Source organism: Amycolatopsis sp. NPDC049253, assembly GCF_040678995.1.
Classification (GTDB): Bacteria; Actinomycetota; Actinomycetes; order Mycobacteriales; family Pseudonocardiaceae; genus Amycolatopsis.
This window is the reverse complement of the sequence record NZ_JBFAQX010000011.1, coordinates 139,481-164,345: the sequence shown is the minus strand read 5'-3', so window position 1 is coordinate 164,345 and position 24,865 is coordinate 139,481. Positions and strand designations below refer to the sequence as shown.

20 protein-coding genes are annotated in these 24,865 nt (G+C 71.2%); 14 read left to right on the top strand and 6 right to left on the bottom strand.

Translation table 11 applies throughout. The annotated features are described in order from the left end of the window. The first annotated feature begins 59 nt into the window (after window positions 1–59). Window positions 60–2,267 (top strand): MMPL family transporter, encoded by a 2,208-nt coding sequence (locus AB0K15_RS25290; protein WP_364055083.1) that lies wholly within the window; start codon window positions 60–62, stop codon window positions 2,265–2,267. Window positions 2,268–2,544: 277 nt separating this feature from the next. On the opposite strand, the gene aspS is transcribed toward AB0K15_RS25290, so the two are convergent. Continuing rightward, complete coding sequence (aspS, locus tag AB0K15_RS25285) at window positions 2,545–3,957, bottom strand: aspartate--tRNA(Asn) ligase (protein ID WP_364055080.1); 1,413 nt, start codon at window positions 3,955–3,957, stop codon at window positions 2,545–2,547. A 655-nt stretch (window positions 3,958–4,612) separates the two neighbouring features. On the opposite strand from aspS, the gene AB0K15_RS25280 reads away from it, so the two are divergent. Genes AB0K15_RS25280 through AB0K15_RS25255 form a run of 6 tightly spaced genes read left to right on the top strand, consistent with a single transcriptional unit; the run spans window position 4,613 to window position 11,628 of the window. Next, a complete protein-coding gene (locus tag AB0K15_RS25280; RefSeq protein ID WP_364055077.1) occupies window positions 4,613–5,896 on the top strand; it encodes an ROK family transcriptional regulator in 1,284 nt (427 codons plus the stop codon). After that, window positions 5,893–7,401 (top strand): sugar ABC transporter ATP-binding protein, encoded by a 1,509-nt coding sequence (locus AB0K15_RS25275; RefSeq protein WP_364055074.1) that lies wholly within the window; start codon window positions 5,893–5,895, stop codon window positions 7,399–7,401. The genes AB0K15_RS25280 and AB0K15_RS25275 overlap by 4 nt, the downstream gene beginning before the upstream one ends. Beyond that, on the top strand, window positions 7,398–8,408 hold the full coding sequence (locus AB0K15_RS25270) for an ABC transporter permease (RefSeq protein ID WP_364055071.1): 1,011 nt from the start codon (window positions 7,398–7,400) through the stop codon (window positions 8,406–8,408). Before AB0K15_RS25275 ends, AB0K15_RS25270 begins: the two co-directional genes overlap by 4 nt. After that, complete coding sequence (locus AB0K15_RS25265; RefSeq protein WP_364055068.1) at window positions 8,405–9,433, top strand: substrate-binding domain-containing protein; 1,029 nt, start codon at window positions 8,405–8,407, stop codon at window positions 9,431–9,433. The genes AB0K15_RS25270 and AB0K15_RS25265 overlap by 4 nt, the downstream gene beginning before the upstream one ends. A gap of 11 nt (window positions 9,434–9,444) precedes the next feature. Further along, complete coding sequence (locus tag AB0K15_RS25260; RefSeq protein WP_364055065.1) at window positions 9,445–10,608, top strand: Gfo/Idh/MocA family oxidoreductase; 1,164 nt, start codon at window positions 9,445–9,447, stop codon at window positions 10,606–10,608. Window positions 10,609–10,623: 15 nt separating this feature from the next. Continuing rightward, on the top strand, window positions 10,624–11,628 hold the full coding sequence (locus AB0K15_RS25255) for a sugar phosphate isomerase/epimerase family protein (RefSeq protein WP_364055062.1): 1,005 nt from the start codon (window positions 10,624–10,626) through the stop codon (window positions 11,626–11,628). 22 nt (window positions 11,629–11,650) lie between these two features. On the opposite strand, the gene AB0K15_RS25250 is transcribed toward AB0K15_RS25255, so the two are convergent. Together AB0K15_RS25250 and xylA are read right to left on the bottom strand one after the other, a co-directional pair. Next, the gene (locus AB0K15_RS25250) at window positions 11,651–12,205 is read right to left on the bottom strand and encodes a hypothetical protein (protein ID WP_364055059.1); all 555 of its coding nucleotides are present in this window, start codon (window positions 12,203–12,205) and stop codon (window positions 11,651–11,653) included. A gap of 220 nt (window positions 12,206–12,425) precedes the next feature. Next, window positions 12,426–13,574, bottom strand: a complete 1,149-nt coding sequence (gene xylA, locus AB0K15_RS25245; protein WP_364055056.1) for a xylose isomerase — start codon at window positions 13,572–13,574, stop codon at window positions 12,426–12,428. A 161-nt stretch (window positions 13,575–13,735) separates the two neighbouring features. On the opposite strand from xylA, the gene AB0K15_RS25240 reads away from it, so the two are divergent. The 4 genes from AB0K15_RS25240 to AB0K15_RS25225 all read left to right on the top strand — a co-directional run bounded on the left by AB0K15_RS25240 (window position 13,736) and on the right by AB0K15_RS25225 (window position 15,826). After that, window positions 13,736–14,884 carry an ROK family transcriptional regulator gene (locus tag AB0K15_RS25240; RefSeq protein WP_364055053.1) on the top strand — a complete coding sequence of 383 codons (1,149 nt, stop codon included), beginning with the start codon at window positions 13,736–13,738 and terminating at the stop codon, window positions 14,882–14,884. Between the two features lie 85 nt (window positions 14,885–14,969). Further along, window positions 14,970–15,317: a hypothetical protein gene (locus tag AB0K15_RS25235; protein WP_364055050.1), complete on the top strand. Its 348-nt coding sequence runs from the start codon at window positions 14,970–14,972 to the stop codon at window positions 15,315–15,317. Beyond that, window positions 15,295–15,345, top strand: a complete 51-nt coding sequence (locus AB0K15_RS25230; RefSeq protein ID WP_364055327.1) for a hypothetical protein — start codon at window positions 15,295–15,297, stop codon at window positions 15,343–15,345. Before AB0K15_RS25235 ends, AB0K15_RS25230 begins: the two co-directional genes overlap by 23 nt. Before the next feature lie 4 nt (window positions 15,346–15,349). Beyond that, window positions 15,350–15,826, top strand: a complete 477-nt coding sequence (locus AB0K15_RS25225; RefSeq protein ID WP_364055047.1) for an aquaporin — start codon at window positions 15,350–15,352, stop codon at window positions 15,824–15,826. Here the strand turns inward: AB0K15_RS25225 and AB0K15_RS25220 are convergent. Next, a complete protein-coding gene (locus AB0K15_RS25220; RefSeq protein ID WP_364055044.1) occupies window positions 15,823–19,050 on the bottom strand; it encodes a S8 family serine peptidase in 3,228 nt (1,075 codons plus the stop codon). The genes AB0K15_RS25225 and AB0K15_RS25220 overlap by 4 nt on opposite strands. A 649-nt stretch (window positions 19,051–19,699) precedes the next feature. Between AB0K15_RS25220 and AB0K15_RS25215 the strand changes: the two genes are divergently transcribed. Then, the gene (locus tag AB0K15_RS25215; RefSeq protein WP_364055041.1) at window positions 19,700–21,160 is read left to right on the top strand and encodes an amidohydrolase family protein; all 1,461 of its coding nucleotides are present in this window, start codon (window positions 19,700–19,702) and stop codon (window positions 21,158–21,160) included. A gap of 18 nt (window positions 21,161–21,178) precedes the next feature. Here the strand turns inward: AB0K15_RS25215 and AB0K15_RS25210 are convergent, their stop codons facing one another. Next, a complete protein-coding gene (locus tag AB0K15_RS25210) occupies window positions 21,179–22,084 on the bottom strand; it encodes an SDR family oxidoreductase (RefSeq protein ID WP_364055038.1) in 906 nt (301 codons plus the stop codon). Between the two features lie 103 nt (window positions 22,085–22,187). On the opposite strand from AB0K15_RS25210, the gene AB0K15_RS25205 reads away from it, so the two are divergent. Further along, window positions 22,188–23,189, top strand: coding sequence for an RNA polymerase subunit sigma-70 (locus tag AB0K15_RS25205; protein WP_364055035.1), 1,002 nt, complete (start codon window positions 22,188–22,190; stop codon window positions 23,187–23,189). Here AB0K15_RS25205 and AB0K15_RS25200 read toward each other — a convergent pair. Next, window positions 23,138–23,902, bottom strand: a complete 765-nt coding sequence (locus AB0K15_RS25200) for an SDR family NAD(P)-dependent oxidoreductase (protein WP_364055032.1) — start codon at window positions 23,900–23,902, stop codon at window positions 23,138–23,140. The genes AB0K15_RS25205 and AB0K15_RS25200 overlap by 52 nt on opposite strands. A 101-nt stretch (window positions 23,903–24,003) precedes the next feature. Here AB0K15_RS25200 and AB0K15_RS25195 point away from each other — a divergent pair, with 101 nt between their 5' ends. After that, a complete protein-coding gene (locus AB0K15_RS25195; protein WP_364055029.1) occupies window positions 24,004–24,852 on the top strand; it encodes a helix-turn-helix transcriptional regulator in 849 nt (282 codons plus the stop codon). The last annotated feature ends 13 nt before the right edge of the window (window positions 24,853–24,865 follow it).

The following is a 24,865-nucleotide window of genomic DNA, read 5'->3' as shown; positions in this document are numbered from 1 at the left end:
CGGAAGCGGTTCCCGGCGTGACGCTGAACCGGGAAAACTCCCGGAAGCCGGGTGGCGAAATGACGGAAAACGCTCGTATCACGGAAGAAGCTCCCGCCGGAATACTCGAGCGCCTCGGCCGCTGGTGCGCCGGGCACCCGTGGCCGGTGATCGTGGTCTGGATCCTGGTGCTGGCCGGCGCGACGGTGGCCAACAACCTCGTGGGGGGCACGTACAGTGACGACTTCAGCCTGCCCGACGCCGAGTCCGGCCGCGGCAGCGCCGTGCTCGCCGAGCACGGCATCGTCGGTGGTTCCAACAGCGCACGTCTGGTCTTCACCACCGACTCCGGCACGCTGAGCAGCCAGAGCGCGGCCATCGAGCAGGCCGCGGCGCAGGTTCGCGCCGTGCCCCACGTCGTGTCGCTGTCCGACCCGCTCGCGCCCGGCACCACCGCGCGCGACGGCCGGGTGGCCTTCGCCAACATCCAGTTCGACGACAAGCCCGCCGCGCTCGGCACCGACCTCGTCGACGGCATCGACAAGGCCACCGATCCCGTCCGCGCGACCGGCGTGCAGGTCGACTACAGCGGCGCGCTCGGCAAGGCGGCCGAACCCGGCGCGGGTGACCTGCGCTCGGAGTCCGTGGGCATCATCGTCGCGATTCTGGTGCTGCTGCTGGCTTTCGGCAGCGTCATCGCCGCCGGCCTGCCCATCGTCACGTCGGTGATCGGCGTCGCGACGGGTCTCGGCATCCTCGGCTTGCTGGCGGCCTCGATCAGCTTCGCCACGGCGTCGCCGACGCTCGCGATCATGATCGGCCTCGGCGTCGGCATCGACTACGCCCTCTTCCTCACCACGCGCTTCCGCCAGCACCTGCTCGACGGCGCGGATCCGGTCACGGCCGCCGGCCGCACCGTCGCCACCAGCGGCCGCTCGGTGCTCATCGCCGCGACGACGGTGGTCATCGCGCTGATAGGCCTGTTCACCGTCGGCGTCGCGTTCATCGGGAAGCTCGGCCTGGCCGCCGCGATCACGGTGGTCGTGGCCGGGATCGCGGCGACCACGCTCGTGCCCGCGCTACTCGGCCTGTCCGGGCGGCGGATCGACCGCTGGCACCTGCGCAAGCCCGTGGCCGAGCAGTCGGCCGACGGCAAGGAAAGCGCCTGGCACCGCTACGCCGTGCGCATCGACCGGCATCCTTGGCGCTACCTCGGCGGCGGCGTGCTGGTGGCCGCCGTGCTCGCCATCCCCGCGTTCTCCATGCAGCTCGGCCACATCGACGAGGGCGCCGACCCCGCCGGCACCACCACGCGCCAGGCCTACGACGCCCTCAGCAGCGGCTTCGGCCCGGGTGTCAACGGGCAGTTCACCGTCGTCGTGGAGTCGTCCGACGCGGCCTTGGGCTCAGCCGTCCAGCAGGCCCTGGCGAAAACCCCCGGCGTCGCCTCGGCCACCCCGATGTCGCCCAGCCCGGACGGCGCGCTGATGCTGTCCACGGTCACCCCCACGACGGGCCCGCAGGACGCCGCCACCGACGAGCTCCTCGGCACCCTGCGCACCCAGACCCTGCCCCCGGTCCTCGCCGGCGCGACCAGCTACGTCACCGGCATGACGGCCGGCCAGCTCGACTTCCGCGACATCGTCGCCGCCCGTCTGCCCACGATCATCGGCGTGGTGGTGGCGGCCGCGTTCGTGTTGCTGCTGCTGTCCTTCCGCAGCCCGGTGCTGGCGTTGAAGGCCGCGTTGCTGAACCTGCTCTCGATCGCCGCTTCGTACGGCGTGATCGTCGCCGTGTTCCAGTGGGGCTGGGGCGGGGCGCTGCTCGGGGTGCACGAGAAGGTGCCGATCGAGTCGTACGTGCCGATGATCATGTTCGCCATCGTGTTCGGCCTGTCGATGGATTACGAGGTGTTCCTCCTTTCGCGGGTCCACGAGGCTTGGCTGCGCACGAAGGACAACCATGTCAGTGTGGCCGACGGTCTCGCCGTGACCGCTCGGGTGATCTCGTCGGCCGCGGTGATCATGGTGTGTGTGTTCTTCGCATTCCTGGCTTCGCCGAGCGTGGTGATCAAGATCCTGGCCCTGGGGCTCGGCGTCAGCGTGCTGATCGACGCGACGATCATCCGGCTGATCATCGTGCCCGCGGCGATGTTCCTGCTGGGGAAGCACAGTTGGTGGCTGCCGCCTTGGCTGGACCGGTTGCTGCCGCATCTCGAACCCGAGCCTGAGGGGGTGGCGAAGCCGGTGGCGCCTTCGCCTTCGCCGGAGTCGGCACCGTCCACTTAGGTCGATTCGGCGAGCTGCTGAACCAGTAGACGGCGTTCTGGCTCCGGACCTGCCCGTCCGCGGTCCGGACGGCGGAGAAGGTGGCGGTGTAGGAGGTGTCGTCCGCGCGGGTGCCGTGGATGGGCAGGACTTCGGCTCCTTGCACGGTGCCTCCGCCGCCGAGCCACAGTACGGCTCGGCGGCGACGGCTGACCCCCTCGGTCACTCACCCCTTACGGCCCGGCGAACGCGCTGGAAGGTGGAATTTTACCGGATGGGTTGACCGTCCACTTAGATCTCACGGCCGCAGTCGATGCAGGTCGCGGGGGAACAGCGTCGTACCGCGGATGTTGGGCACCTTCAGCACCCGGGCGACCCAGCGTTCGAGGCCGATGGCGAAGCCGCCGTGGGGTGGCATGCCGTGGGCGAAGGTCGCGAGGTAGTCGCGGTACTGGTCGGCGTCGGGGCCGAGGGCGGCGAGGTAGTCGGCGTGGTGGTGCAGCCGTTGGCCGCCGGTGACGAGTTCCAGGCCGCGGAAGAGGAGGTCGAAGCTGTTGGACAGGTGGGGGCGCGCCGGGTCCGGGTGGGTGTAGAAGGGGCGTTTGGTCATGGGGTAGCCGGTGACGAAGAGGAACTCCGAGCTGTGGTTCTCCATGGCCCATTCGCCGAGGCGGCGTTCGTCTTCGGGGGAGAGGTCGGGTTCGGTGCTGTGGAGGAGTCGTTGGGCGGTCGGGTAGTCGATGCTGGGAATCTCTTCGGGGACTGCGGGCGCTTCCGGTCCGACCGCGGCGGCCATTTCCGCGACGACGTCACGCAGCACGGCCATCACGTCGCGGTGGTCGGTGATGAAGCCGAGTTCCGCGTCCAGGCTGGTGTACTGCGCCAGGTGGCGCGCGGTGTCGTGGGGTTCGGCGCGGAAGACCGGGCCGACTTCGTAGACGCGTTCGAACACGCCGACCAGCGCCTGTTTGAAGAACTGCGGCGATTGGGCGAGGTAGGCGGGTTTGCCGAAGTAGTCGAGCTGGAAGACGTTGGCGCCGGATTCCGTGCTGGTGGCCACGATCTTGGGCGTGTGGACCTCGGTGAAGCCGCGGTTGTCGAGAGCGCGCCGGAACGCAGCGACGCTGCGGGCCGCGATTTCGTGGCGCCGCTTCAGCTCGGGATGCCTGAGTGCGACGGCCGCGTTGTCGAGGACGGTCGGCAGAGCTGCCGGGATCGTGGGCCGGTAGAGGTCGAACGGCGGTCGTTTTTCCGGTGTGGCAAGGACTTTGAGGGTCGCTTCCACGATCTCGACGCCATCGGGCGCCTGCTTGTTGGCTACGACTCGCCCGGTGACCTCGACGACGGTTTCTTCGCTCAGCTGCGCGAATTCGGTGCTGTCCGCGGACTTGTCCACACCCGACCCGAGTTGTGGACAACTCGGGCGCATTTCGGCTTGGCGCCCGTTTTTGTCGGTGGTGGGCGGTAGAATCGAGTCGGGGACGCCCCCCAGGGAGGGCGGGGGCGTGTTCGGCGGGGGCGTGTTCGACGGGGGCGTGTTTGGCTCGGGGTGAGGCGGCGCACTGAACACCACCTGAGCCAGCCCCGTACGGTCCCGGATCACCAGGAACGTCACGGATTTCAAGGTGCGCCGGCGGTGGAGCCAGCCGGCGATGGTCGTGGTGGTGCCGGTGTGCGTGGGCAGGTCGGCGACCAGGGTGCGAGGGAACATCCACTCTCCTCGAGCGAACTCGGCGAACCCTTGGGGGTGCGGGCGAGAAGGGAACTCGCGGTACCACCGCACCTTCGCCGCCGGAACAACGGCGGCCTCGAACTGGGCCCGGTGTCGGGGGCCGGCCGGCGGGGCATTTCCTCCCCGCTGCTCGGGAGTGTCTTCGCGGCGGGGGCGCGGCGCCGCCTCTCAGCGATGGCGGCTCTCTGTGGGCGCGGGACCCCGCGCTACTCGGCTCCGTCAGCGCGTTGCGCGGAAGTCTGGCACAGGCGACACCGCCCGTCGCGCGAATTAACCGCAGACCCCGTGTAGGACTTTCGACTTGCGGCGCCGAACGGTGACAAACAGTCGTTTCCAACGAATTCCCCCGCGGCCACCCCGCAGCGTTCACCCGGGTGGCGCAACCACCGGCGCACCCCAGCCCGGCGGGCTCATCCGAGCGGCTGAAGCCGAACGGGTGAGCGGTTCGGACATCGACGATCTCAATCCATGCTCCATCCGAAGGACCGCCCACGGCGCCCCGAAGAACAGTTTCCCCAGGTCACTCCGGCAATTAGGGGCTTTTGCCTGAATCGTTACCATCCCTCCATCGTTGACCCCTTCGTTCGGGCTGACTTAATTTGTTGCCCCACCAGACGAACTTGGCGGTGTCAGCGTGGACTCCTCCCTGCCTCTGAGACCCGTCGGCCCGCCGCGGCCGGCGGACCAGGCCTCGGTGCGGCGCAGCAACCTCGCGCTCGTGCTTCGGCACCTGCGTGACGCCGGGCCGCGGTCCCGGGCGGGCATCGCGGCGGAGACGGGCCTGAACAAGGCCACCGTCTCGAGCCTCGTCGCGGAGCTGGTCGAGCGCGGGCTGGCTCGGGAAGGCGAGCTGGAACGCGCGGGGGCGGTCGGGCGGCCGGGCACGATCGTGGAGCTCGACGGGCGCGGGGTGGGCGGCGTCGGCGTCGAGGTGAACGTCGACTACCTCACCGCCCTGGCCTTGGATCTCACCGGCACCGTCCTTTTCGAACAGCGCGTGGCGCTGGATGTGCAAGCGCTTCCTCCGGCGAAGGTCCTCGACGCGACGGCCGAGCTGGCCGCCAGAGCGCTCCGGGAATGCCGCCGCCTCAAGGTCTCGCCAGTCGGGCTTACGCTGGCGATCCCGGCCCTCGTCGACGTGACCGCCGGCACCGTGGCGTTCGCGCCCAACCTGCACTGGACCGACGTCCCCGTGGTCACCGGCCTGACCGAACGGCTCACCCACCGCCTCGGCCGCCTGGGTTTCCCCATCCGCATGGCCAACGACGCCAACCTCGGTGCCCTCGGCGAGCACGCGATGGGCAGCGTCGCCGGCACCGCGGACCTCGTGTACCTCACCGGCGAGATCGGCGTGGGCGGCGGCGTGATCTCCGGGGGCCGGCTTCTCGGTGGCGCGGAAGGGTTTTCCGGCGAGATCGGCCACATCCAGCTCGACCCGAACGGCCGGCGCTGCGGCTGCGGCCGGCGCGGCTGCTGGGAGACGATCGTGGGCCTCGCCGGGATGCTGCGGCTCGCGGCCGAGCCCAACGACCCCGTGCACGACCCGTCGCTGGACCTCGAACAGCGCCTCGACATGCTGCGCCGCCGCGCGGAGCTGAAGGACCGCCGCACGCTCGACGCGCTGGCGAAGGTGGGCACCGGGCTCGGCGTCGGCGCGGCCGTGCTCGTGAACGTGTTCAACCCGCGCGTGGTGCTGCTCGGCGGCTACTTCGCGCAGCTCGGTCCGTACCTGCTCGGGCCGATGATGGCCGAGCTCAAGGCCCGCGTGGTCGCGCCCGACATCGGCGGCTGCCGCGTGGAGCTGTCGTGGCTGGGCTTCTCGGCCGCCTCGCGCGGCGGGGCCCACGTGGCGCTGGAAGCCGTGTTCGACGACCCGACGCGGATCGTCGCCGGAGCTGGGGAGAGGGACAGCGGATGACGCTTCTCGAAATGACGGGGATCGGAAAGGGTTTTCCCGGCGTGCGCGCCCTCGACGACGTCGAGCTGAGCGTGGCCGAAGGCGAAGTGCACTGCCTGCTGGGCCAGAACGGCGCCGGCAAGTCCACCTTGATCAAGGTGCTCGCCGGCGCGCACCGGCCCGACACGGGGGAGATCCGCGTCGGCGGCGAGCCCGTGGAGCTGCCCAACCCCACCGCCGCCATCAAGTGCGGCATCGCCACGCTGTACCAGGAGCTCGACCTCGTCGACGGGCTTTCCGTGGCGGAGAACATCTTCCTCGGCCACGAGCAGGCCAGCGTCGGCTGGGTGCGCCGCGCGACCATGCGCGCCGAAGCGCGCGAACTCCTGGATCGCCTGGGCCATCGCGAGATCCGCGTGGAACGCGAGGTCGGCTCGCTCTCGGCCGCGGGCAAGCAGATCGTGAGCCTCGCCCGCGCGCTCTCGCTCGACGCGCGCCTGATCGTGCTCGACGAGCCCTCGGCCGTCCTCGCGAGCGACGAGGTCGCGAACCTCTTCCGCGTGATCCGCGGCCTCACCGAACGCGGCGTCGCCGTCGTCTACATTTCCCACCGGCTCGAAGAGATCCGCGAGATCGGCGACCGCGTCACGGTCTTGAAAGACGGCCACACCGTCGCCACCGGGCTCCCGGCCCGCACCACGCCGACCACCGAACTGGTCGCGCTGATGACCGGCCGCCGCGTCGAGTACCTCTTCCCGCCCCGGCCCGCCGAAGACGCGTTCGACGACCGCCCGGTGCTGCTGGAGGTCGGGGACCTCACCGTGGCCGGCTCGTTTGAAGACGTGTCGTTCACCGTGCGGGAAGGCGAGATCGTCGGCCTCGCCGGACTCGTCGGGTCGGGCCGGTCCGAAGTCCTGGAAACCGTCTACGGCGCGAGGAAACCCACCGCCGGTCACGTCAAGCTCGCCGGGAAGCCCCTCGGGAAGGGCGTGACCTCAGCCGTCCGCGCCGGTCTCGGCCTCGCGCCGGAGGAACGCAAGAGCCAGGCCCTGCTGCTGCAGGAATCCGTGGCCCGCAACGTTTCCCTCGCCTCGCTGCGACGCTACGCGCGGTTCGGCTGGTTCAACTCCCGCGCCGAGACCACCGCCGTCCGCCGCCACACCGAGGCCCTCGACCTGCGCCCGCCCGACATCCGCCGGCCCGCGGGCAAGCTGTCCGGCGGCAACCAGCAGAAGGCCGTGCTCGCGCGCTGGCTGCTCAAGGGCTGCCGCGTGCTGCTGCTCGACGAGCCCACGCGCGGCGTCGACGTGGGCGCGCGGGCCGAGCTGTACCGCGTGATCCGCGAACTGGCCGATGCCGGCGTCGCGATCGTGCTGGTGTCCAGCGAGCTGCCGGAGGTGCTCGGCCTGGCCGACCGGGTGCTGGTGCTGCGCGAAGGCCGCGTGCTCACCGAGGCGCGCGGACGTGACCTCGACGAATCGGCCGTGCTGGATCTCATCCTCGAGGAGCAGGAGCGTGCGGAATGAACGCTGAACAGGCGGTGGCACCCGAGCAGCCGCGCCGGTTCTCGGTGCGGCTGCGGGAGGCACGCAACCTCGGGCTGGTCGGGGTGCTGGCCGTACTGGTGCTGATCGGCGCGCTGACCGAACCGGGCCAGTTCCTCACCACCGGCACGGTGGTGCTGGTGCTCACGCAGGCGTCGGTCATCGGCGTGATCACCGTGGGCATGACGTTCGTGATCATCGGCGGCGGCATCGACCTGTCCGTCGGCGCGGTGGTCGCGCTCGCGACGGTGTGGGCGACCACGCGCTCCACCCAGCAGTTCGGCATCGGCGGGATCGTGTTCACCGCCGTGGCCGTGGGGGTCGGCTGCGGCTTGGTCAGCGGGCTGCTCATCGCGTACGGCCGGCTGGTCGCGTTCATCGGCACGCTGGCGATGCTCGCGTCGGCCCGCGGCCTGGCGATCCAGCTCTCGCAGGGCCGCACGCAGACCGTGACGTCGAGCAACCAGGGGCTCGTCGACCTCGGGTACCAGGACAGCTACGTGCTCGGCATCCCGCCGCTGGTGCTGATCTTCGCGGCCGTCGCGATCGTCGGCTGGCTCGTGCTCAACCGCACCACCTTCGGCCGCCGCACCTACGCGATCGGCGGCAACCTGGAGGCCGCGCGGCTGGCGGGCATCAACGTGAAGCTGCACACCTGCCTGCTGTATGTCCTTTCCGGACTGTGCTGCGGCATCGCCAGCGTGATGCTGATCATCCTGACCTCCAGCGGCACCTCGGGCAACGGCAACCTCTACGAGCTCGACGCCATCGCCGCGGTGATCATCGGCGGCACCCTGCTCTCCGGTGGCCGCGGCACGCTCGTCGGCTCGGTGCTCGGGGTGCTCGTGTTCACGGTCATCAGCGTGCTGTTCACCCTCAACAACCTGCCCACGGCCGTGCAGCAGCTGGCCAAGGGCGTGATCATCGTGCTCGCCGTGCTCGTGCAGCGGCGGGCTTCGCTCTACTCGAGTGAGAGGACCACCCGATGAACACCGACATCCGCCGCCGCGCGTTCCTGACCGGAGCGACCCTCGCGGGCGTGGGCGCGCTCGCCGCGTGCACGAGCAACGAAGAACCACCGCCCGCCGCCGCGACCGCACCCCAAGGCGCGCAGGACGCGCCGGGCAAGAGAGTCACGGTCGGGTTCGCCGGGCCGCAGGCCGACCACGGCTGGCTCAACGCGATCACCGTCAACGCGCGGGCCGAAGCGCAGCGCCATCCCGACGTGGAGCTCGTCGTCGCCGAGGGGTCGAACGACGCCGCCACGCAGTCGGCGCAGATCGACGCGCTGATCAACCGCAAGGTCGACGTGCTCGTGGTGCTGCCGGCCGACGGAAAGCAGCTCACGCCGGCCGGGCGCAAAGCGATGGACGCGGGCATCCCCGTGATCAACCTGGACCGGATCTTCGATTCGCCGCAGGCCTACCGCACGTGGGTCGGCGGCGACAACTACCGCATGGGCGTGAACGCGGGCAACTACATCGGCCGGCAGCTCAACGGCCAGGGCACCGTGCTCGAGCTCGCCGGCATCGACACCCTGGAGCTCACCCGCCAGCGCACGCAGGGCTTCGACGACGCGCTGGCCAACTACCCGGGCATCCGCAAGGTCGGCCGCGCCGCCGCCGAGTTCACCGTGCCGACCGGGCAGGCGCGCATGGCCGAGCTGCTGCAGGCGCACCCGCAGTTCAACGCGATCTGGAACCACGACGACGACCAGGGCGTGGGCGCGCTGCAAGCCGTGCGCCAGGCCGGTCGATCGGACTTCCTGATGGTCGGCGGCGCCGGGTCGAAGGCGGCGATGGAGGCGATCAAGAGCGACAACTCGGTGCTCAAGGCCACCGTGCTCTACCCTCCGACGATGGCCGCGTCCGCCGTGCGCCTCGCGCGGCTGCTCGGGCAGTCGAAGGGCGTGTCGGACCTGGCGGAGCAGGAGATTCCCGCTTCGGTGACCACGTTCTCGGCGGTCGTGACCAAGGAAAACGTGGACAAGTACCTGCCGGTTTCCTTCGAGTGAAAGGGTTTTCGATGGCCGAGCAGATCGGCGTCGGGATGGTGGGTTACGCCTTCATGGGCGCGGCCCACTCCCAGGCGTGGCGGACCGTGCACCACGCTTTCGACGTGCCGCTGACGCCGCGGATGGCGGTGCTGTGCGGGCGAGACGCCGCGGCGGCGTCGGCTGCCGCGGAGAAGCTCGGCTGGGATTCCGTGGAGACGGACTGGAAACGACTCGTGGAGTCCGACGAGGTCGGGCTCGTCGACATCTGCACGCCGGGGGACACGCACGCGGAGATCGCGCTGGCCGCGCTCGCGGCCGGCAAGCACGTGCTGTGTGAGAAACCGCTGGCCAACACGGTCGCCGAGGCCGCGGCGATGGCCGCTGCCGCCGAGGAGGCGGCCGAGCGCGGGGTGCGGTCGATGGTGGCGTTCAACTACCGGCGGGTGCCGGCGCTGGCGTTCGCGCGCAAGCTGGTGGCCGACGGGCGGCTGGGACAGCTGCGGCACGTGCGGGCGCAGTACCTGCAGGACTGGATCGTCGATCCCGAGTTCCCGCTGGTGTGGCGGCTGCAGAAGGAGCGTGCGGGGTCGGGCGCGCTCGGCGACATCGGCGCGCACATCGTGGATCTCGCGCAGTTCCTGACCGGCTCGCGGATTTCGGGCGTGAGCGCGGTGACGGAGACGTTCGTGCGCGAACGGCCGCTGGTCGCGTCGTCCTCGGGGCTGGCGGCTTCTTCGGGGTCCGCGCGGGGCGAGGTGACGGTGGACGACGCCGCGCTGTTCACCGCGCGCTTCGCCTCAGGCGCGCTGGGCAGCTTCGAGGCGACGCGGTTCGCGGCCGGGCGCAAGAACTCGATGCGCATCGAGCTCAACGGTTCCGCGGGCAGCATCGCGTTCGACTTCGAGGCGATGAACGAGCTGTCCTTCCACGACCACACCCTCGACCCGTCGATCGCCGGGTTCCGCCGGATCCTCGTGACCGAGCCCGAGCACCCGTACGTCGGCGCGTGGTGGCCGCCGGGCCACGGCCTGGGGTACGAGCACACCTTCACCCACGAGGTGCGCGATTTCCTCGTGGCGCTGGGCTCGGGCACCGACCCGGCGCCGTCGTTCGCCGACGGGCTGCAGGTGCAGCGTGTGCTCGACGCGGTGGAACGCAGCGCCGCCGCCGATTCCGTGTGGACCGTTGTCTGATCAGGAGGTTTTTCGATGGCACGACCGCTGACGCTGTTCACCGGGCAGTGGGCCGACCTGCCCTTCGAGGAGGTCTGCCGCCTCGCGAGCGGCTGGGGCTACGACGGCCTCGAGATCGCGTGCTGGGGCAACCACTTCGAAGTCGACAAAGCGCTTTCCGACGACGGGTACGTGCAGTCCAAACTGGACACCCTGGCCAAGTACGACCTTCGCGTGTGGACGATCTCCAACCACCTGGTGGGCCAGGCCGTGTGCGACCACCCCATCGACGAGCGCCACGAGGCCATCCTGCCCGCCCGCATCTGGGGCGACGGCTCGCCGGAAGGCGTGCGGCAGCGGGCGGCCGCGGAGATGAAGGACACCGCGCGGGCGGCCGCGTTGCTGGGGGTGTCCACTGTGGTCGGCTTCACCGGGTCGTCCATCTGGCACACGGTGGCCATGTTCCCGCCGGTGCCGCAGTCGATGATCGACCGCGGCTACGAGGACTTCGCGGCTCGCTGGAACCCGATCCTCGACGTGTTCGACGAGGTCGGCGTCCGCTTCGCCCACGAGGTCCACCCGAGCGAGATCGCCTACGACTACTGGACGACGGTGCGCACGCTGGAGGCGATCGGCCACCGACCGGCCTTCGGCCTGAACTTCGACCCGTCGCACTTCGTCTGGCAGGACCTCGATCCCGTGGGGTTCCTGTGGGACTTCAAGGACCGCATCTACCACGTCGACTGCAAGGAAGCCCGAAAGCAGCTCAACGGCCGCAACGGCCGGCTCGGCTCCCACCTCCCGTGGGCCGACCCGCGCCGCGGCTGGGACTTCGTCTCCACCGGCCACGGCCACGTCCCGTGGGAAGACGTCTTCCGCATGCTCAACGCCATCGCCTACGACGGTCCGATCTCCATCGAGTGGGAAGACGCCGGCATGGACCGGCTGACCGGCGCGCCGGAGGCGCTGGAGTTCGTGAAGCGGTTGAACTTCACACCCCCGACGGCGGCGTTCGACGCGGCTTTCTCGTCGAAGCCTTAGGTCTGTCGGACCGGCGTGGCCCTCAGGTCAGGCGGTTGGCGATCATGATGATGACGACCACCAGCGTGAGGGCCGCGAACACCATGCCCACGATGGCCAGCGCCTTCATCCGCCGCCGTCCCCCGCACGCGGCGATGCCCAAAGCGAGCGCCACGAGTGCGAACGGCAACCCGATCCACGCCCGGACGTCGAGCGTGCCACCCAGGCGCGCGTCGTCCATCGCGACCGGCAGGAACGGGACGATCAGGCCCACGATCCCGAGGACGAACGCCACCACGGCGAGCAAGCCGCTCTTCAACGGCCCCTGCTGAAGCATCCCGGGCTGCCCGGTCCACTGCTGCTGCGGCCCGGGGTGCGAGGGCAGGCCGGGCCGCGGCGGCAGGGGAGCCGAGGACGGCTGCGGCACCGCGGCGGGAGTGGTCCACGCCTGCTGCGTCCCGCCACTCAGCCGCCCGGCTTCGGCCGCGGGCGGCTGCCCTGGCGTGTACCGCAACACGGGCCCTTGCGGTGGCGGCGGGAAACCGCCCTCCGGCCGGGGTTCCGGCGCATCGGTTTCGGGCTGCGGACCCTCGGTCATGGTGGGGACTCCCTCGCTGGCAGGACCGCTTGGCGAGAAGAAACATAGTGGTTCGACCACCGCGCGACCAGCAAACGCCGTTCATCGCGACCTCGGCCGCCGCCGCTCTCGTACCCGCGGTTCCCGCCCGCGCAGACGAGTCGGGGCCGTGCCCGGGCCGGAAAGCCCTGGCACGGCCCCGAGCCGCCGCGAAGTCAGCGGATCGACGCGCCCCGCACCGTCACCGGGTGCCGAGCAGGTGCTCCAGCGCCAGCTGGTTCAGCCGGGTGAAGTGGTAACCCCTCTTGCCGGCCGCCTCGACGTCGAACGAGTCCGCCGCCAGGTCGTCCAGGGTTTCGCCAGGGGCGACCGTCGGCACTGACAGCTCGTCGACGCGCGAAGCCGACAGCGCGGCAGCCACCTCGGGGTCGGCGCGGAACGCGGCGGCCTTTTCCTTCAGGATCAAGTACATCCGCATGTTCGCCGCGGCCGAGTCCCAGACGTCCGAGGGGTCCTCGGTGCGCAGGGGCTTGTAGTCGAAGTGCCGCGGGCCGTCGTAGCCGCCGTTCTCCAGGAGGTCAACCAGGAAGAACGCCGACGTCAGGTCGCCGTGGCCGAAGATGAGGTCCTGGTCGTACTTCGGGCCGTGCTGGCCGTTGAGGTCGATGTGGAAGAGCTTGCCCTGCCACAGCGCCTGCGCGATGCCGTGCACGAAGTTGAGGCCGGCCATCTGCTCGTGGCCGACCTCGGGGTTGAGGCCGAACAGCTCCGGGCGCTCCAGCTGCGAGATGAGGCCCAGCGCGTGCCCGATCGTGGGCAGGAGGATGTCGCCGCGGGGCTCGTTGGGCTTGGGCTCCAGCGCGAACCGGATGGCGTAGCCCTGGGACACGGCGTAGTCGGCCAGGAGGTCGAGGCCCTCCTTGTAGCGGTCCAGCGCGGCGCGCACGTCCTTGGCCGCGTCGGACTCGGCGCCTTCGCGGCCGCCCCACAGCACGTACGTGGAGGCGCCCAGCTCGGCGGCCAGGTCGAGGTTGCGGCGCACCTTCGTCAGCGCGTACCGGCGGACGTCGCGGTCGTTGCTGGTCAGACCGCCGTCCTTGAACACGGGGTGCGTGAACAGGTTGGTGGTCGCCATCGGCACCTTCAGGCCCGTGGCCTCCAGCGCCGCCTTGAACTTCTTGATCGCCGTGTCGCGGTCGGGCTCCGTGGCGAGCAGGTCGTCGTCGTGGAAGGACACGCCGTACGCACCCAGCTCGGCGAGGCGGTGCACGCTCTCCACCGGGTCCAGCGCCGGCCGCGTCGCCACGCCGAACGGGTCGGCGGCCGGCCAGCCCACGGTCCACAGTCCGAACGAGAACTTGTCGTCCGGTGTGGGCGCGAAGTCGGTCATGACGATCCCCTTCAATCCAGTGCGTTGTCATTCCAGTGCAGCATCGATCCGGTGCACTATTTAGTTCACGTTGTAGACTAAATATGCGCCCCGGAGGCCCGCCCGTCAAGGGCCACCGCTTCACCGGGGTCTCGGTACAGTTCCGGGAGGAGGCCACGGGGATGACGCAGGCGGTGCGGCACGATTCGATGCGCGCGCGCAACCTCGAGCTGGTGCTCGGCGAGGTCGCGGCGCGCGGCCCGCTCACCCGCGCGGCGCTTGCGGAGCTGACCGGCCTCACCAAGTCCACCGTGTCGAAGCTCGTCGGCGACCTGCTCGACGCCGGTTTCCTCGCCGAGACCGGCCCGGCCCGCGCCGGTGAACGCGGCCGCCCCGGCGTCGAGGTCGTGCTGTCCGGCGCGCGCGTGGCGTCGCTCGGGCTGGAGATCAACGTCGACTACCTCGCCGTCTGCCTGCTCGACCTCGCCCGCACGGTGCGCTTCACCGAACGCCGCGAGCGCGACAACCGCGGTTCCAGCCCCGAAGAAGTGCTGGGGGAGCTGCAAAACCTCGCCGAGAAGGCCCTTGCCGCGGCCGGTGACCTGACCGTCGCCGGCGCGGTCCTCGCCGTGTCCGGCCCGGTCGGCGACGGCGTGCTGTTCAGCGCCCCCAACCTCGGCTGGAGCGACGTCCGCGCCGCCGACATGCTGCACCTGCCCGTGCCCGTCACGCTCGACAACGAGGCCAACCTCGGCGCCCTGGGCGAGCTCTGGTTCGGCGCCGGCCCGTCCGACTTCCTGTTCGTCTCCGGCGAGGTCGGCATCGGTGCGGGCCTGGTCGTGGACTCGGCGCTGTTCCCTGGCTCCCACGGCCTCGCCGGCGAGCTCGGCCACGTCGTCGTCTCGCCGACAGGTCCGCGCTGCCGCTGCGGCGCGTCCGGCTGCCTGGAAACCTATGCGGGACAGGAAGCTCTGCTCGAAGCCTCGGGCGTCGCCGGCGTCCGCGAGCTCCTGCGCAACCTCGGCACCGACGACCCGACCGCCCTCAAGGCGGCCACCTCGGCCGGCGAAGCGCTCGGCCTCGCGCTGTCCTCGGCGGTCAACCTGCTCGACCTCGACCACGTGGTGCTCGGCGGCGTCTTCGCCCCGCTGTTCCCGTGGCTCGCTCCCGCCGCGGAAACCGTGCTGGCGGGCCGCCTGGGCCGCCTGCGCGGCTCGGTCCCGACGCTCGCACCGTCCACTGTGGGCGGTGACGCCGCCACGCTCGGCGCGGCCGGCCGCACCATCCACCACGTGCTGGCCGACCCGGGCCCGTTCCTCACCCGCGCGTGACCCCGGCTCATCTCCGGCGGGTGAGGTGACTTCGGCACCGGCGGGCCGACGACGACCGCGACGCCCAGCCGAATCGAGGTGTTCGATGACCGCCCAGCCGACTGCCCGAACACCCGACCAGACGCGCGAGCGCAACGCCGAAGTGGCGTTGCGCTCGATGGGCCAGCCCAACTCCGTGGCCGGCGAGTTCGACTTCTGGAACGACCGCTACGAGGGGCGGCGGCTGTTCTCCGAGCTGTTCGGCACCTTCCTGCTGGTCCTCGTCGCCGTGGGCGGCGGGGTCGTCAACGCCCGGTTCGGCGGCTCGGCGATCCCGACGTCGGTGCAGGTCGTGGCGCCGGCGTTGACGGTCGCCGCCATCATCCTGTTCATGGGCACGCTCCGGCGCCCACCTCAACCCGGCGGTGACGCTGGCGTTCGCGGCGCGCGGTGACTTCCCCTGGAAGCGCGTGCCCGCCTAACCTCGTGGCGCAGTTCGCCGGCGCGGCCCTGGCCACGCTGCTGCTGTGGGCGCTGCTCGGCAAGCAGGGCGACGCCGGGCTGACGCTGCCCGGCAGCGGGATCAGCACCGTCACGGCGAAGCTGTGGGAGCTCGTGCTGACCACGGGCCTGGTGAGCGTGATCCTGGGCAGCGCCTCGGGCGCGCAGCAGGTCGGGCCGCTCGCGGCGATCGCCGTGGGCAGCTACATCGCGCTGGCGGGACTGTGGGGAGCGCCGGTGAGCGGCGCGTCGATGAACCCGGCGCGCTCGCTCGGGCCCGCGCTGGTGCTGGGCGACTGGACGTCGTGGTGGGCCTACCTCGCCAGCCCGATCGCCGGCGGGCTCATCGCGGTGGGCATCGCGTACGTCCTGCGCGGCCGCGGCGGTGGCCGCAGCGGAGGGAAGGCGGCGCAGGGCGTGCTTCCGGGGAGCGCGGTGCCGCGCTCCCCGGAGAGCACCTAGCTCACCGCACGCACGAGCACGATGCCGCTGCCCACGGTCGCGCCCGCGTCGTCGACCACCGACAGCTGACCGCGCAGCACGCGGCCCGCGCCCGGAGCGGCGGAGGCCGTCACGACCCCCGGCACGGTCCAGGTGGTGCCCGAGGCGTGCGCGGCGACCGGGTCGGTCACCGTGACGCCGCCTAACGACGGGTTGACGAACACGTCCAGGTAGTCGAACGCCGTGGTCCCGGTGGGCACGGAGTACCCGTCGACGACCGCGACCCACCCGCCCGCGGCCGGGTTCTGGATCGTCACCGACTCCTCGGAGTCACCGTCGGCACTCTGGCCCGCGAGGACGCACGAACCGCTGCTGCAGTTGTACACCGACAGGTCCAGGTCGGCGGCGGTGTCGGCGGTGTTGCCGATCGTCACCGTCAGCGAGGAGGAACCCGGTAGCACGTTCAGCTGCGTCTGCTGCTGGGCGTCCTGGGCGATCGTCGGACGCGTGATCTTCGCGCTGCCGAACGTGCTGCCCACGACGTGCCCGGTGAACGCCTTCAACGAGTTCTTCACCGTGTACGTGCGATCCACCGCGGCGCCCAGCGGCGCCGACGCGATGTCGTCCGGGTTCGGCGTGATCGCGGTGCCCAGCGCGGAAACCGTCAGCTTGTACGGCGCGGTGTCCACATCGGACGTCCGCCGCGCCTCCACCGTGATCTCCCAGACGCCCGGCAGCGGGTTGGTCAGCGTACGGCTGGTCGGCGTGCCGCCGACGCAGCCCGCACCCGCGTCGGGGTTGTAGCAGTTGGTGGAGGTGTTGCTGTCGACCGGAACGCCGGTCGGGTCGTAGCGCAGGAAGCGCACCTGACCCTTGCCCGGGTCACCGCCGCCGGTCATGTCCACCTGCAGCGAGCTCGCGCCCTGCGGCACGCGCAGGAAGTAGCTCACCGACTGGTTGCGCGCGATCGTGCCCGAGGCCGTGAAGATGCCCGACGAGGCGAACTCCGCCGGCGCGAAGACCGTGTTCATGGTCTGCACGTCGACGCCGATCGTCAGCGGGTTGTCCAGGTACAGCAGCGCCGAATGCGCACCGGCCTGCTGGGGGTTCACCTTCACCGGGAAGGAAACGGGCTTGTTCAGCGGCAAGGACACCAGGGAACCCGAGGAGAATGTTCCGTCGTTGCCCACCCAGCGTGCGAAATACACCACCGGGCGGGAAGAACCGGACGTGCGCGTGAGCGTGTACGTGCGCGTATAGGACTTCCCGACGGTCACGCCCTCGCGGTCGTGGATGCCGACGCCGACGCCGGGGGTGGGCTTCAGCAGGTTCGCCTGCACGGTGTGCACGTCGACGGCGGTGGTGACCGCGTCCGGCTTCGGGTTCAGCGACAGCGCGACCCACGCGGCGGGCACGTTGAACAGCCCGGCGCCCTGCTCGTACGCGCCGATCCCCGGCACGAACCGCGCCGTGGACTTGATCGCCGAACGCAGCGCCGCGACCGGCGGCCGCTGGCCGTGGTGCGTTGCCTTGTACGCGCTCACCAGCAGAGCCGCCGCCCCCGTCGCCTGCGGCGAGGCCATCGACGTGCCCTGCAGCATCGCGTACCCGGCGGGCAGTGCGTACGTGCCCGCGACCGGGCCCGGGGCCTCCCACCGCGGCACGGTGGAGATCGCCGCGCCGGGCGCGATGATGTCCGGCTTGAAGCCACCGTCTTCCCGCGGGCCGCGCGAGGAGAACGGGTGCAGCGCCTCGGCCTTCGACACCTTGGAGCCGTAGTTCGACAGCCACGTCTCGCGCGTGATGTACGAGCCGACGCTGATCGCGTCCGTGGCCACCGACGGGTCGCCGACCGAGTTCGCGCCCGCGCCGGAGTTGCCGGCGGAGATGAAGATCTGCACGTTGTACTCGGCGATCGTGCGGTTGTAGAGCTCCGCGCGGGCGTTGTTGCCGTCGTTGAGCGCGGGCAGGCCGCCGATGGAGATGTTGATGACGTCGGCGCCGTGGCTCGCGGCGTAGACCACGCCGTCGAGCAGGCCACTGGAGGTGCAGGAGTCCGTGGTGAGACAGACCTTCACGGCCATCACGTTCGCACCCGGCGCGGCACCGTCCATCTTGCCGCCGAACAGGTCGTTGCCCGTCGCGATGCCGGCCACGTGCGTGCCGTGCTCGGCGCCGGCGATGCCGATGTTCACGAAGCCCGGCTTGTCGGTCTGCACCACGAACGCCATGCGCTCGGCGCGGTCGGTGGCCGGGTTGTCGGTGCCGAAGTAGCCGACGTCGAAGTTCTTGGCGTAGTCCGACATCGGCTTCTCGTCGGTGAAGTCGCCGTCGCCGTCGAGGTCCACGCGCACCTGCTTGGTGGCGGTGTCGAGCAGCACGCCCCACGAGTCGGTGCGGTCGCCGTCGCGGTTGAGGTCGCCGCCGGTCTCGCTGCCGGCGCCGCCGAGGTCGCCCGCGGTTTCCTTGAACAGGCCGAAGGTGTACGGGCCGCCGGTGGCGGGTGCGGTCCAGTCGCGGCCGTTCGAGGCGAACGTGCCGGTGTAGGTCTGGGTGGACTGCTGCACCCACGTGCCGTCGCCGGAGTTGGTGGCGTTGGCGTTGTACCAGTCGACGATCTTGCGGTCGCCGTGGCTGGTCTTGGCCAGTGCGGGGCTGTCGAGGTCGACACCGGAGTCGAGCACGGCGACGGTGGTGCCCTTGCCGTCCCAGCCGCCGAAGGTCTGGCCGAACTGCGCGGCGTAGGTGTCGCCGGTGGGCAGGTACGGGTTCACGCGCGGGGTGTTCTTGCCCGGAGCCGGCTGCGGGATCGGGTTGGCCGCGCCTTCGGGCTTCGGGTCGTCGCGGTGGATGAGGCCGTCGACGTCCACGGCGTCGACCGACTTGAGCTTCGCGGCCTTCTCGGCGTTCGCGACGGGCACGGAGACCTTGACGTAGTCGAGCTTCGCGTCCGTGGACTCGACCACGCCGCCGAGGGCCTTGAGGTCGTTCACGGCGGCGCTCGAGTGGCCGCGCTCGGCCGCGACCAGCAGCGTCACGGTGCGCTTGCCGGCCCGCTGGGCTTCGGCGACGAGCGCGCGGTCGGAGTCGCCGAGGGTCTTGCCGTCAGTGGCAGTGGGGTTTCCGGGGGAGGACGGAGGCTGCGCGGCGAGCGCAGCGGGCACCCCGACGGGCGCGACGCCGAGGGCGGTGGCGAGGAGGGTGATCCCGGCCCGCCGTCTCCAGCGTGATCTCTGCTGTGTCATCGGAGCAGTACACAGGTCGGGACCATCCGCATCAATCAGACAGTCAGCCTATCGGCCGCAATTCGACGTGAGACGAACGGCCTAACGCGGTGACCACCGATGGCGGTCCGGCGGTTGCACCCCCGGAAACCACGCCGGGCGAGGGTGGTCCGCCCCTCAGGCACAACCCTGCCCGAGCGCGGACGGCCGACCAAGGTGACCACTGTGGGGGGTCGGGCGGCGAAGCCCTCGAACCTCAACGAGCAAGGGCGGTCCGCCCTTTCCCCCAGACGCAACCCCACCCCAACGAACCTGCCCGACCAAGGAGATCACCGTTGGGGGCCGGGGGCGAAGCCCTCCGGGCGGGGCCCGGGGGTTGCACCCCCGAAAACACGACAAGCGAGCCAGGTCCGCGCCCTCTGCGGACACACTCCGCCCACTCGCTCGTGGCAACCGAGGGAGTCGAACCCTGCGCGGCTTGTGAAGGCGGCGCCCCTGACCGGCCCTGACCCTTCGGCGGGCGACGGCTGCCGTACTTTCCAACAAGGGAGGAGTACCCCCACATTCCCAGCATCGCACATTCATCACCCGTTCGGGCAGTGACGGGGTGGCGGTGATCTCGTCGTGCCGGTGATTCCCTTCCCCCGCACGGGCCTGGCAGGCTGGGCGGATGGACGATCTCCTCCTCCGCCGGGTGCGGGTCGGGCTGGGCGGCGGGCTCGCCGACGTGCGCGTGAACGACGGCCGGGTGGCCGCCATCGAGGAGCCGGGCACCGGTTCGGGCTTCGCGGCGCGCGTGCTCGACGGTCACGGTGGCACGCTCCTGCCTGGTCTAGTCGACGCCCATGTGCACGCCCTGCAGTGGGCCACCTTCCGCCGGCGCATCCCGCTGGCGGACGCGCGGTCGGCGTCGGAGGCGGTGGAGCTGCTGCTGCGGCGGCTGCTGGAGACGCCGGACCAGCCGGGGGACCTCGTCGTCGGCGCCGGGTTCCGCGACGGGCTCTGGCCCGACAAGCCGCACAAGGATCTGCTGCAGCGCGCGCTGCCGGGCCGCGCGGTCGCGTTGTTCAGCGCCGATCTGCACACGTTGTGGCTCAGCCCGGCCGCGCTCAAGCTGATCGGCCGCGACCATCCGACGGGCGTGCTGCTGGAAAACGACTGCATGACCGCCACCGCTGCCCTGCCGTCGGCGGCGCCGGACGTGCAGGACCGCTGGGTCGCCGACGCGCTCGGCGCGGCGGCTTCCCGTGGTGTGACAGGGATCGTGGACTACGAGTACGCGGACACGGTCACCGACTGGACCCGCCGCGTCGCCGCGATGGCGCCGGCGGCGCGGGTGTCCTGTGTGATTTCGCGGCCGCTGCTGGAGGTCGCGGTCTCCCGCGGCCACCGGACCGGCGACGTGCTGCCGGCCGGTGACGGGTTGCTGAGCGTGGGGCCGTTCAAGGTGTTCGTGGACGGTTCGCTCAACACCCGCACCGCGTATTGCCACGACCCCTATCCGGAGTCGGATTCCCCTGGCCTGTTGGAGCTTCCGCCTTCAGAGCTCGAGCCGCTGCTGCGCCGGGCGTGGGAAAACGGCCTGGTGCCGGCGGTCCACGCCATCGGCGACAAGGCCAACACCATCGCCCTCGACGCGTTCGCCGCCGTCGGCTGCCCCGGCCGCATCGAGCACGCGCAGCTGTTGTCGTCCGACGACGTGCCGCGGTTCGCCGGGCTGGGCCTCGTGGCGAGCGTGCAGCCCGCCCACCAGCCCGACGACCGCGACGTCGCCGACCGCCACTGGTACGGCCGCACGGACCGCGCCTACGCCTACCGTGCCCTGCTGGATTCCGGCGCCCGCCTGGAAATCGGCTCCGACGCGCCGGTCGCGCCGCTGGACCCGTGGGACGGGATCGCCGCCGCCGTGGGCCGCACGGACGACGACCGGCCGGCCTGGCACCCGGAGCAGGCGATCCCGCTGGCGGACGCGTTGGCCGCGGCTTCGGGTGGCCGCCGTGGGGTCGCCGTCGGCGACGTGGCCGACTTGATGGTCACGTCGGCCGATCCGTCGCACCTGTCCCCGGCTCAGCTGCGGGACATGCCGTTGACGGCGACGATCCTGGCCGGGAAACCGACGCATCTGGCGTGAGCGGGCCGGTCCGGCGCGTCACCGGGCGGGGGTACCGGCCTGCCAGCCCGAGGCCCACAACCGATCCGGCGTCACCTCACCGCGGAAGAGCGGAGCCGCGCGGGTGGCGAAGTCGGCGAAGGGCGTCGGCCGGAGGCCGAGCTTCGTGAAAATCTCGGTGTCCACAGTGGACTCCGGGCTCCCGGTGCGGCGAAGGCGGAAGAGCGTGGCGACGTCGTCCGCGAACTCCGCCGGGATGCCGGCCGCCACGACGCGGCGGTGGTGCTCCTCGGGGGAGAGGTCGACGTAGCGGATCGGCAGTCCCACCACGCCGGTCAGGATTTCGCAGACCTCCGCCATGGTCAGCGCCTGCGGTCCGGTCATCTCGTGGACGGCCGATTCGTGGTCGTCGGAGGTGGCCGCGGCGTAGACGACCTTCGCGATGTCCTCGACGTCGATCGGGGCCAGGCGGGTGGCGCCAAGGGGCAGGGCGAGCTCGCCGCTCGCGAGCATGGTCGGCACTTCCCGCAGGTAGACCTGCATGAACTGGCTCGGCCGCAGGATCGTCCAGGCGAGGCCGGACGCGCGCAGGTGCTCCTCGATCCGGGCGTGCAGCCGCGCGAACCGGAAGCTCGATTCCGGGTCCGTGCCCATTCCGGACACCTTCACGACGCGCCGGACACCGCACCGCACGGCCGCGTCGATGAGGTTGGCCTGCGCTTCGGCCATCCGGCCGTCCGCGCCGGAGATCAGGATGGCCGTGTCGACGCCGTCGAGCGCCGGGCCGAGGGTCTCCGGCGCGAGCAGGTCGCCGTGCACCGGGGAGATGCCGGGCAACGCCGGCAGCGGCCTGCGGACCAGGGCCCGCGCCGGGTGGCCCCGCCGGACGAACTCGCGCACGACAGCCGAACCGGTGAGCCCGGTGCCGCCGGTGATGAGGATCATGGGGTGACTCCTTCGTTGAATTTCCCCCTCGATCCCTGTAGACGAAGTGCTCCGCCTGAACTGACCGCGGAATCCACCGGAGGTCCGGCGCGTTGCCGGGGTTGTGACGCCGACCACCCTTGACGACTGGACCGACCTCGACGCCCGGCACCGGCCGGAGCTGCTGGGCTACTGCTACCGGATGCTCGGGTCGGCCGCCGACGCCGACGAAGCCGTGCAGGAGACGATGCTGCGGGCCTGGCGCGGGCGCGACGGCTTCACCGGTGCCGCCACTCCGCGGGTGTGGCTGTTCCGCATCGCCACGAACGTTTGCCTCGACCAGCTCCGGCGCCGGCCTCGCCGGGAGCACCCCGTCGACGTCACCGCGGCCGGCGACGCGAGTTCGCCGCTCGGCCTGCCGGAACCGGCGAGGTGGGTGGGCCCGGCACCCGATCGCTGGCTCCTGCCACCGGGCGCCGACCCGGCGGAAACCGTGGTGCGGCGCGAATCGGTGCGCCTCGCGTTCGTCGCCGCGTTGCACACGCTCTCCGCACCGCAGCGTGCGACGCTGATCTTGCGGGACGTCCTGAAGTTCAGCGCGGAGGAGACAGCCGGGTTCCTCGGCATCACGGTGGCCGCCGCGAACGGGCTGCTGCGCCGCGCGCGGGGGCGCCTCGCCGGACGCCCGGTGCCGGCGGCCGGGCTCACCGACGCCCAGCGCGCGCTGCTCGCCCGGTTCGTCGATGCCTTCGAACGCTACGACGTGCCCGCCCTCACCGCTCTGCTCCACGAGGACGCCACGCTCGCGATGCCGCCTTACGGCCTGTGGCTCGCCGGCCGGGCCGAGATCTCGCGGTGGTTCCTGCGCGAGGACAGCCCCTGCCGTGCGTCGCGGCTCGTGCCGATCGAGGCGAACGGTTCACCGGCCTTCGCGATCTACCACGACGAGGGCGGCTTGCGGGCCTTCGCGGTGCTGGTCGTCGAGGTCGCCGGCGACCGGGTCGCCGCGCTCGAGGCGCACCTCGAGCCGCGGCTGTTCGGCCTGTTCGGGCTCCCGGCCGAGCTCGCCGTGGCTCAGTCGCCGTGGGGGTCGGAGGCGTTGACCGCGGCGACGACCTGGTCGTAGTCGCCGCGGGCTTCGCCGTAGCGGAGGAACTTGACGCGCTCGACCTGGATCTCGCGGGCGTCCGGCTGGGTCTCGATGAGGTTCATGACCTCGCCGACGAACTCGTCGAGCGGCTGGGCGTGGTCGTTGTCGGCCTGGCCGGGGAGTAGGTCCGTCTGCACGGACGGCGGCTCGAGCTCCAGGACCTTCACCGACGTGTCGGCCAGCTGCAGGCGCAACGATTCGCTGAGCATGTGGATGGCGGCCTTCGACGCGTTGTAGCTCGGCGTCACCTTCAACGGGGTGAAGGCGAGACCGGAGGAGACTGTCATGATCGTCGCGTCCGGGCGGGTCTGCAGGTGCTCCACGAAGGCGGCGATGAGGCGGATCGGGCCCAGCACGTTGGTGGTCACGACCGACTCGGCCGACGCGAGGAACGACTCGGGCCGGTGCCAGTCCTCGACGCGCATGATGCCGGACATGGTGACCAGCACGTTGAGGTCGGGGTGGTTCGCGAGCACCTCCCTGGCGGCGGCGTCGATGCTCGCTGGGTCGGTGGTGTCGACGTGCACGGTGCCGAGGCCGGGGTGCCGGGCGGCGATCTCCCGCAGCAGCTCCGTGCGGCGGCCGCCGATGATCACGGTGTTGCCCCTGGCCTGCAGCTCCAGCGCGAGGGCGAGGCCGATGCCGCTGGTCGAGCCGGGGATGAAGATGGTGTTTCCGCTGATGTCCATGCCTCGACCTTCGCGCTTCGCCGGGCCGAAGTGCAGAGACCGCTCATCGGGGGATCGGCGATCCCTGGTTCGCGCCCGGCGCGGCCCGGATACTGAGTGTCATGGATCGTTCGACACTGGCGGAGTTCCTGCGCCGGCGCCGGGAGGCGCTGCAACCCGAGGACGTCGGGCTGCCCGCCGGCGCGCGTCGCCGCGCTCCCGGGCTGCGGCGTGAGGAGGTCGCGACGCTGGCCGCCATGTCCACGGACTACTACACGCGCCTCGAACAGCAGCGCGGCCCGCAGCCGAGCGAGCAGATGCTCGCGTCGCTGGCCCGCGCGCTGCGCCTGGACGCCGGCGAACGCGACTACCTCTTCCAGATCTCCGGCCGCAACGCGCCTTCGGCCGCGACCGTCGCCACCCACGTCGCGCCGGCGTTGCTGCGGGTCCTCGACCGGCTCGACGACACCCCCGCGCTGATCCTGTCCAACCTTGGCGAGGTCCTCGTGCAGAACCGCTTCGCCGACGCCCTCTACGGCGACCACTCCCACCACACCGGCCTCGCCCGCAGCGGCATTTACCGCTGGTTCACCGACCCGCGCGAGCGCCTCATCTACCCGGAGGACGACCGCGCCCGCCAGAGCCGCGCCCAGGTCGCGGGCCTGCGGGCTGCATACGGCTCGATGGGGCCGCGCTCCCGGGCCGGTGAGCTGGTGCGCGCGTTGCAGCAGGAGAGCGTGGAGTTCGCCGAGCTGTGGGAACGGCACGAGGTGGCGCGGCGATTCGAGGACCACAAGACGTTGATCCACCCGCAGCTGGGGGCCATCGAGGTGGACTGCCAGGCGCTGTTCACCGAGGACTGGTCGCAGTCGCTGCTGGTGCTGACGGCGGCGCCGCGGACGGAGGCGGCTGAGAAGATCCAGCTGCTCGGTGTGCTGGGCCACGAGCGGTTCCCGGCTCCGGCTCGTTGATCGTTTCACCGGT

Bases quoted from the DNA above. Each gene is read 5' to 3' on its own strand.
- aspS (WP_364055080.1), bottom strand. From the start codon at position 3,957: ATGTTCCCTCGCACCCTGGTCGCCGACCTGCCCACGCACACCGGCACC.
- AB0K15_RS25210 (WP_364055038.1), bottom strand. From the start codon at position 22,084: ATGATCCTCATCACCGGCGGCACCGGGCTCACCGGTTCGGCTGTCGTG.
- AB0K15_RS25240 (WP_364055053.1), top strand. From the start codon at position 13,736: ATGACGCAGGCGGTGCGGCACGATTCGATGCGCGCGCGCAACCTCGAG.
- AB0K15_RS25235 (WP_364055050.1), top strand. From the start codon at position 14,970: ATGACCGCCCAGCCGACTGCCCGAACACCCGACCAGACGCGCGAGCGC.
- AB0K15_RS25255 (WP_364055062.1), top strand. From the start codon at position 10,624: ATGGCACGACCGCTGACGCTGTTCACCGGGCAGTGGGCCGACCTGCCC.
- AB0K15_RS25290 (WP_364055083.1), top strand. From the start codon at position 60: ATGACGGAAAACGCTCGTATCACGGAAGAAGCTCCCGCCGGAATACTC.
- AB0K15_RS25260 (WP_364055065.1), top strand. From the start codon at position 9,445: ATGGCCGAGCAGATCGGCGTCGGGATGGTGGGTTACGCCTTCATGGGC.
- AB0K15_RS25195 (WP_364055029.1), top strand. From the start codon at position 24,004: ATGGATCGTTCGACACTGGCGGAGTTCCTGCGCCGGCGCCGGGAGGCG.
- AB0K15_RS25200 (WP_364055032.1), bottom strand. From the start codon at position 23,902: ATGGACATCAGCGGAAACACCATCTTCATCCCCGGCTCGACCAGCGGC.
- AB0K15_RS25270 (WP_364055071.1), top strand. From the start codon at position 7,398: ATGAACGCTGAACAGGCGGTGGCACCCGAGCAGCCGCGCCGGTTCTCG.
- AB0K15_RS25265 (WP_364055068.1), top strand. From the start codon at position 8,405: ATGAACACCGACATCCGCCGCCGCGCGTTCCTGACCGGAGCGACCCTC.
- AB0K15_RS25250 (WP_364055059.1), bottom strand. From the start codon at position 12,205: ATGACCGAGGGTCCGCAGCCCGAAACCGATGCGCCGGAACCCCGGCCG.
- AB0K15_RS25215 (WP_364055041.1), top strand. From the start codon at position 19,700: ATGGACGATCTCCTCCTCCGCCGGGTGCGGGTCGGGCTGGGCGGCGGG.
- AB0K15_RS25220 (WP_364055044.1), bottom strand. From the start codon at position 19,050: ATGACACAGCAGAGATCACGCTGGAGACGGCGGGCCGGGATCACCCTC.
- AB0K15_RS25275 (WP_364055074.1), top strand. From the start codon at position 5,893: ATGACGCTTCTCGAAATGACGGGGATCGGAAAGGGTTTTCCCGGCGTG.
- xylA (WP_364055056.1), bottom strand. From the start codon at position 13,574: ATGACCGACTTCGCGCCCACACCGGACGACAAGTTCTCGTTCGGACTG.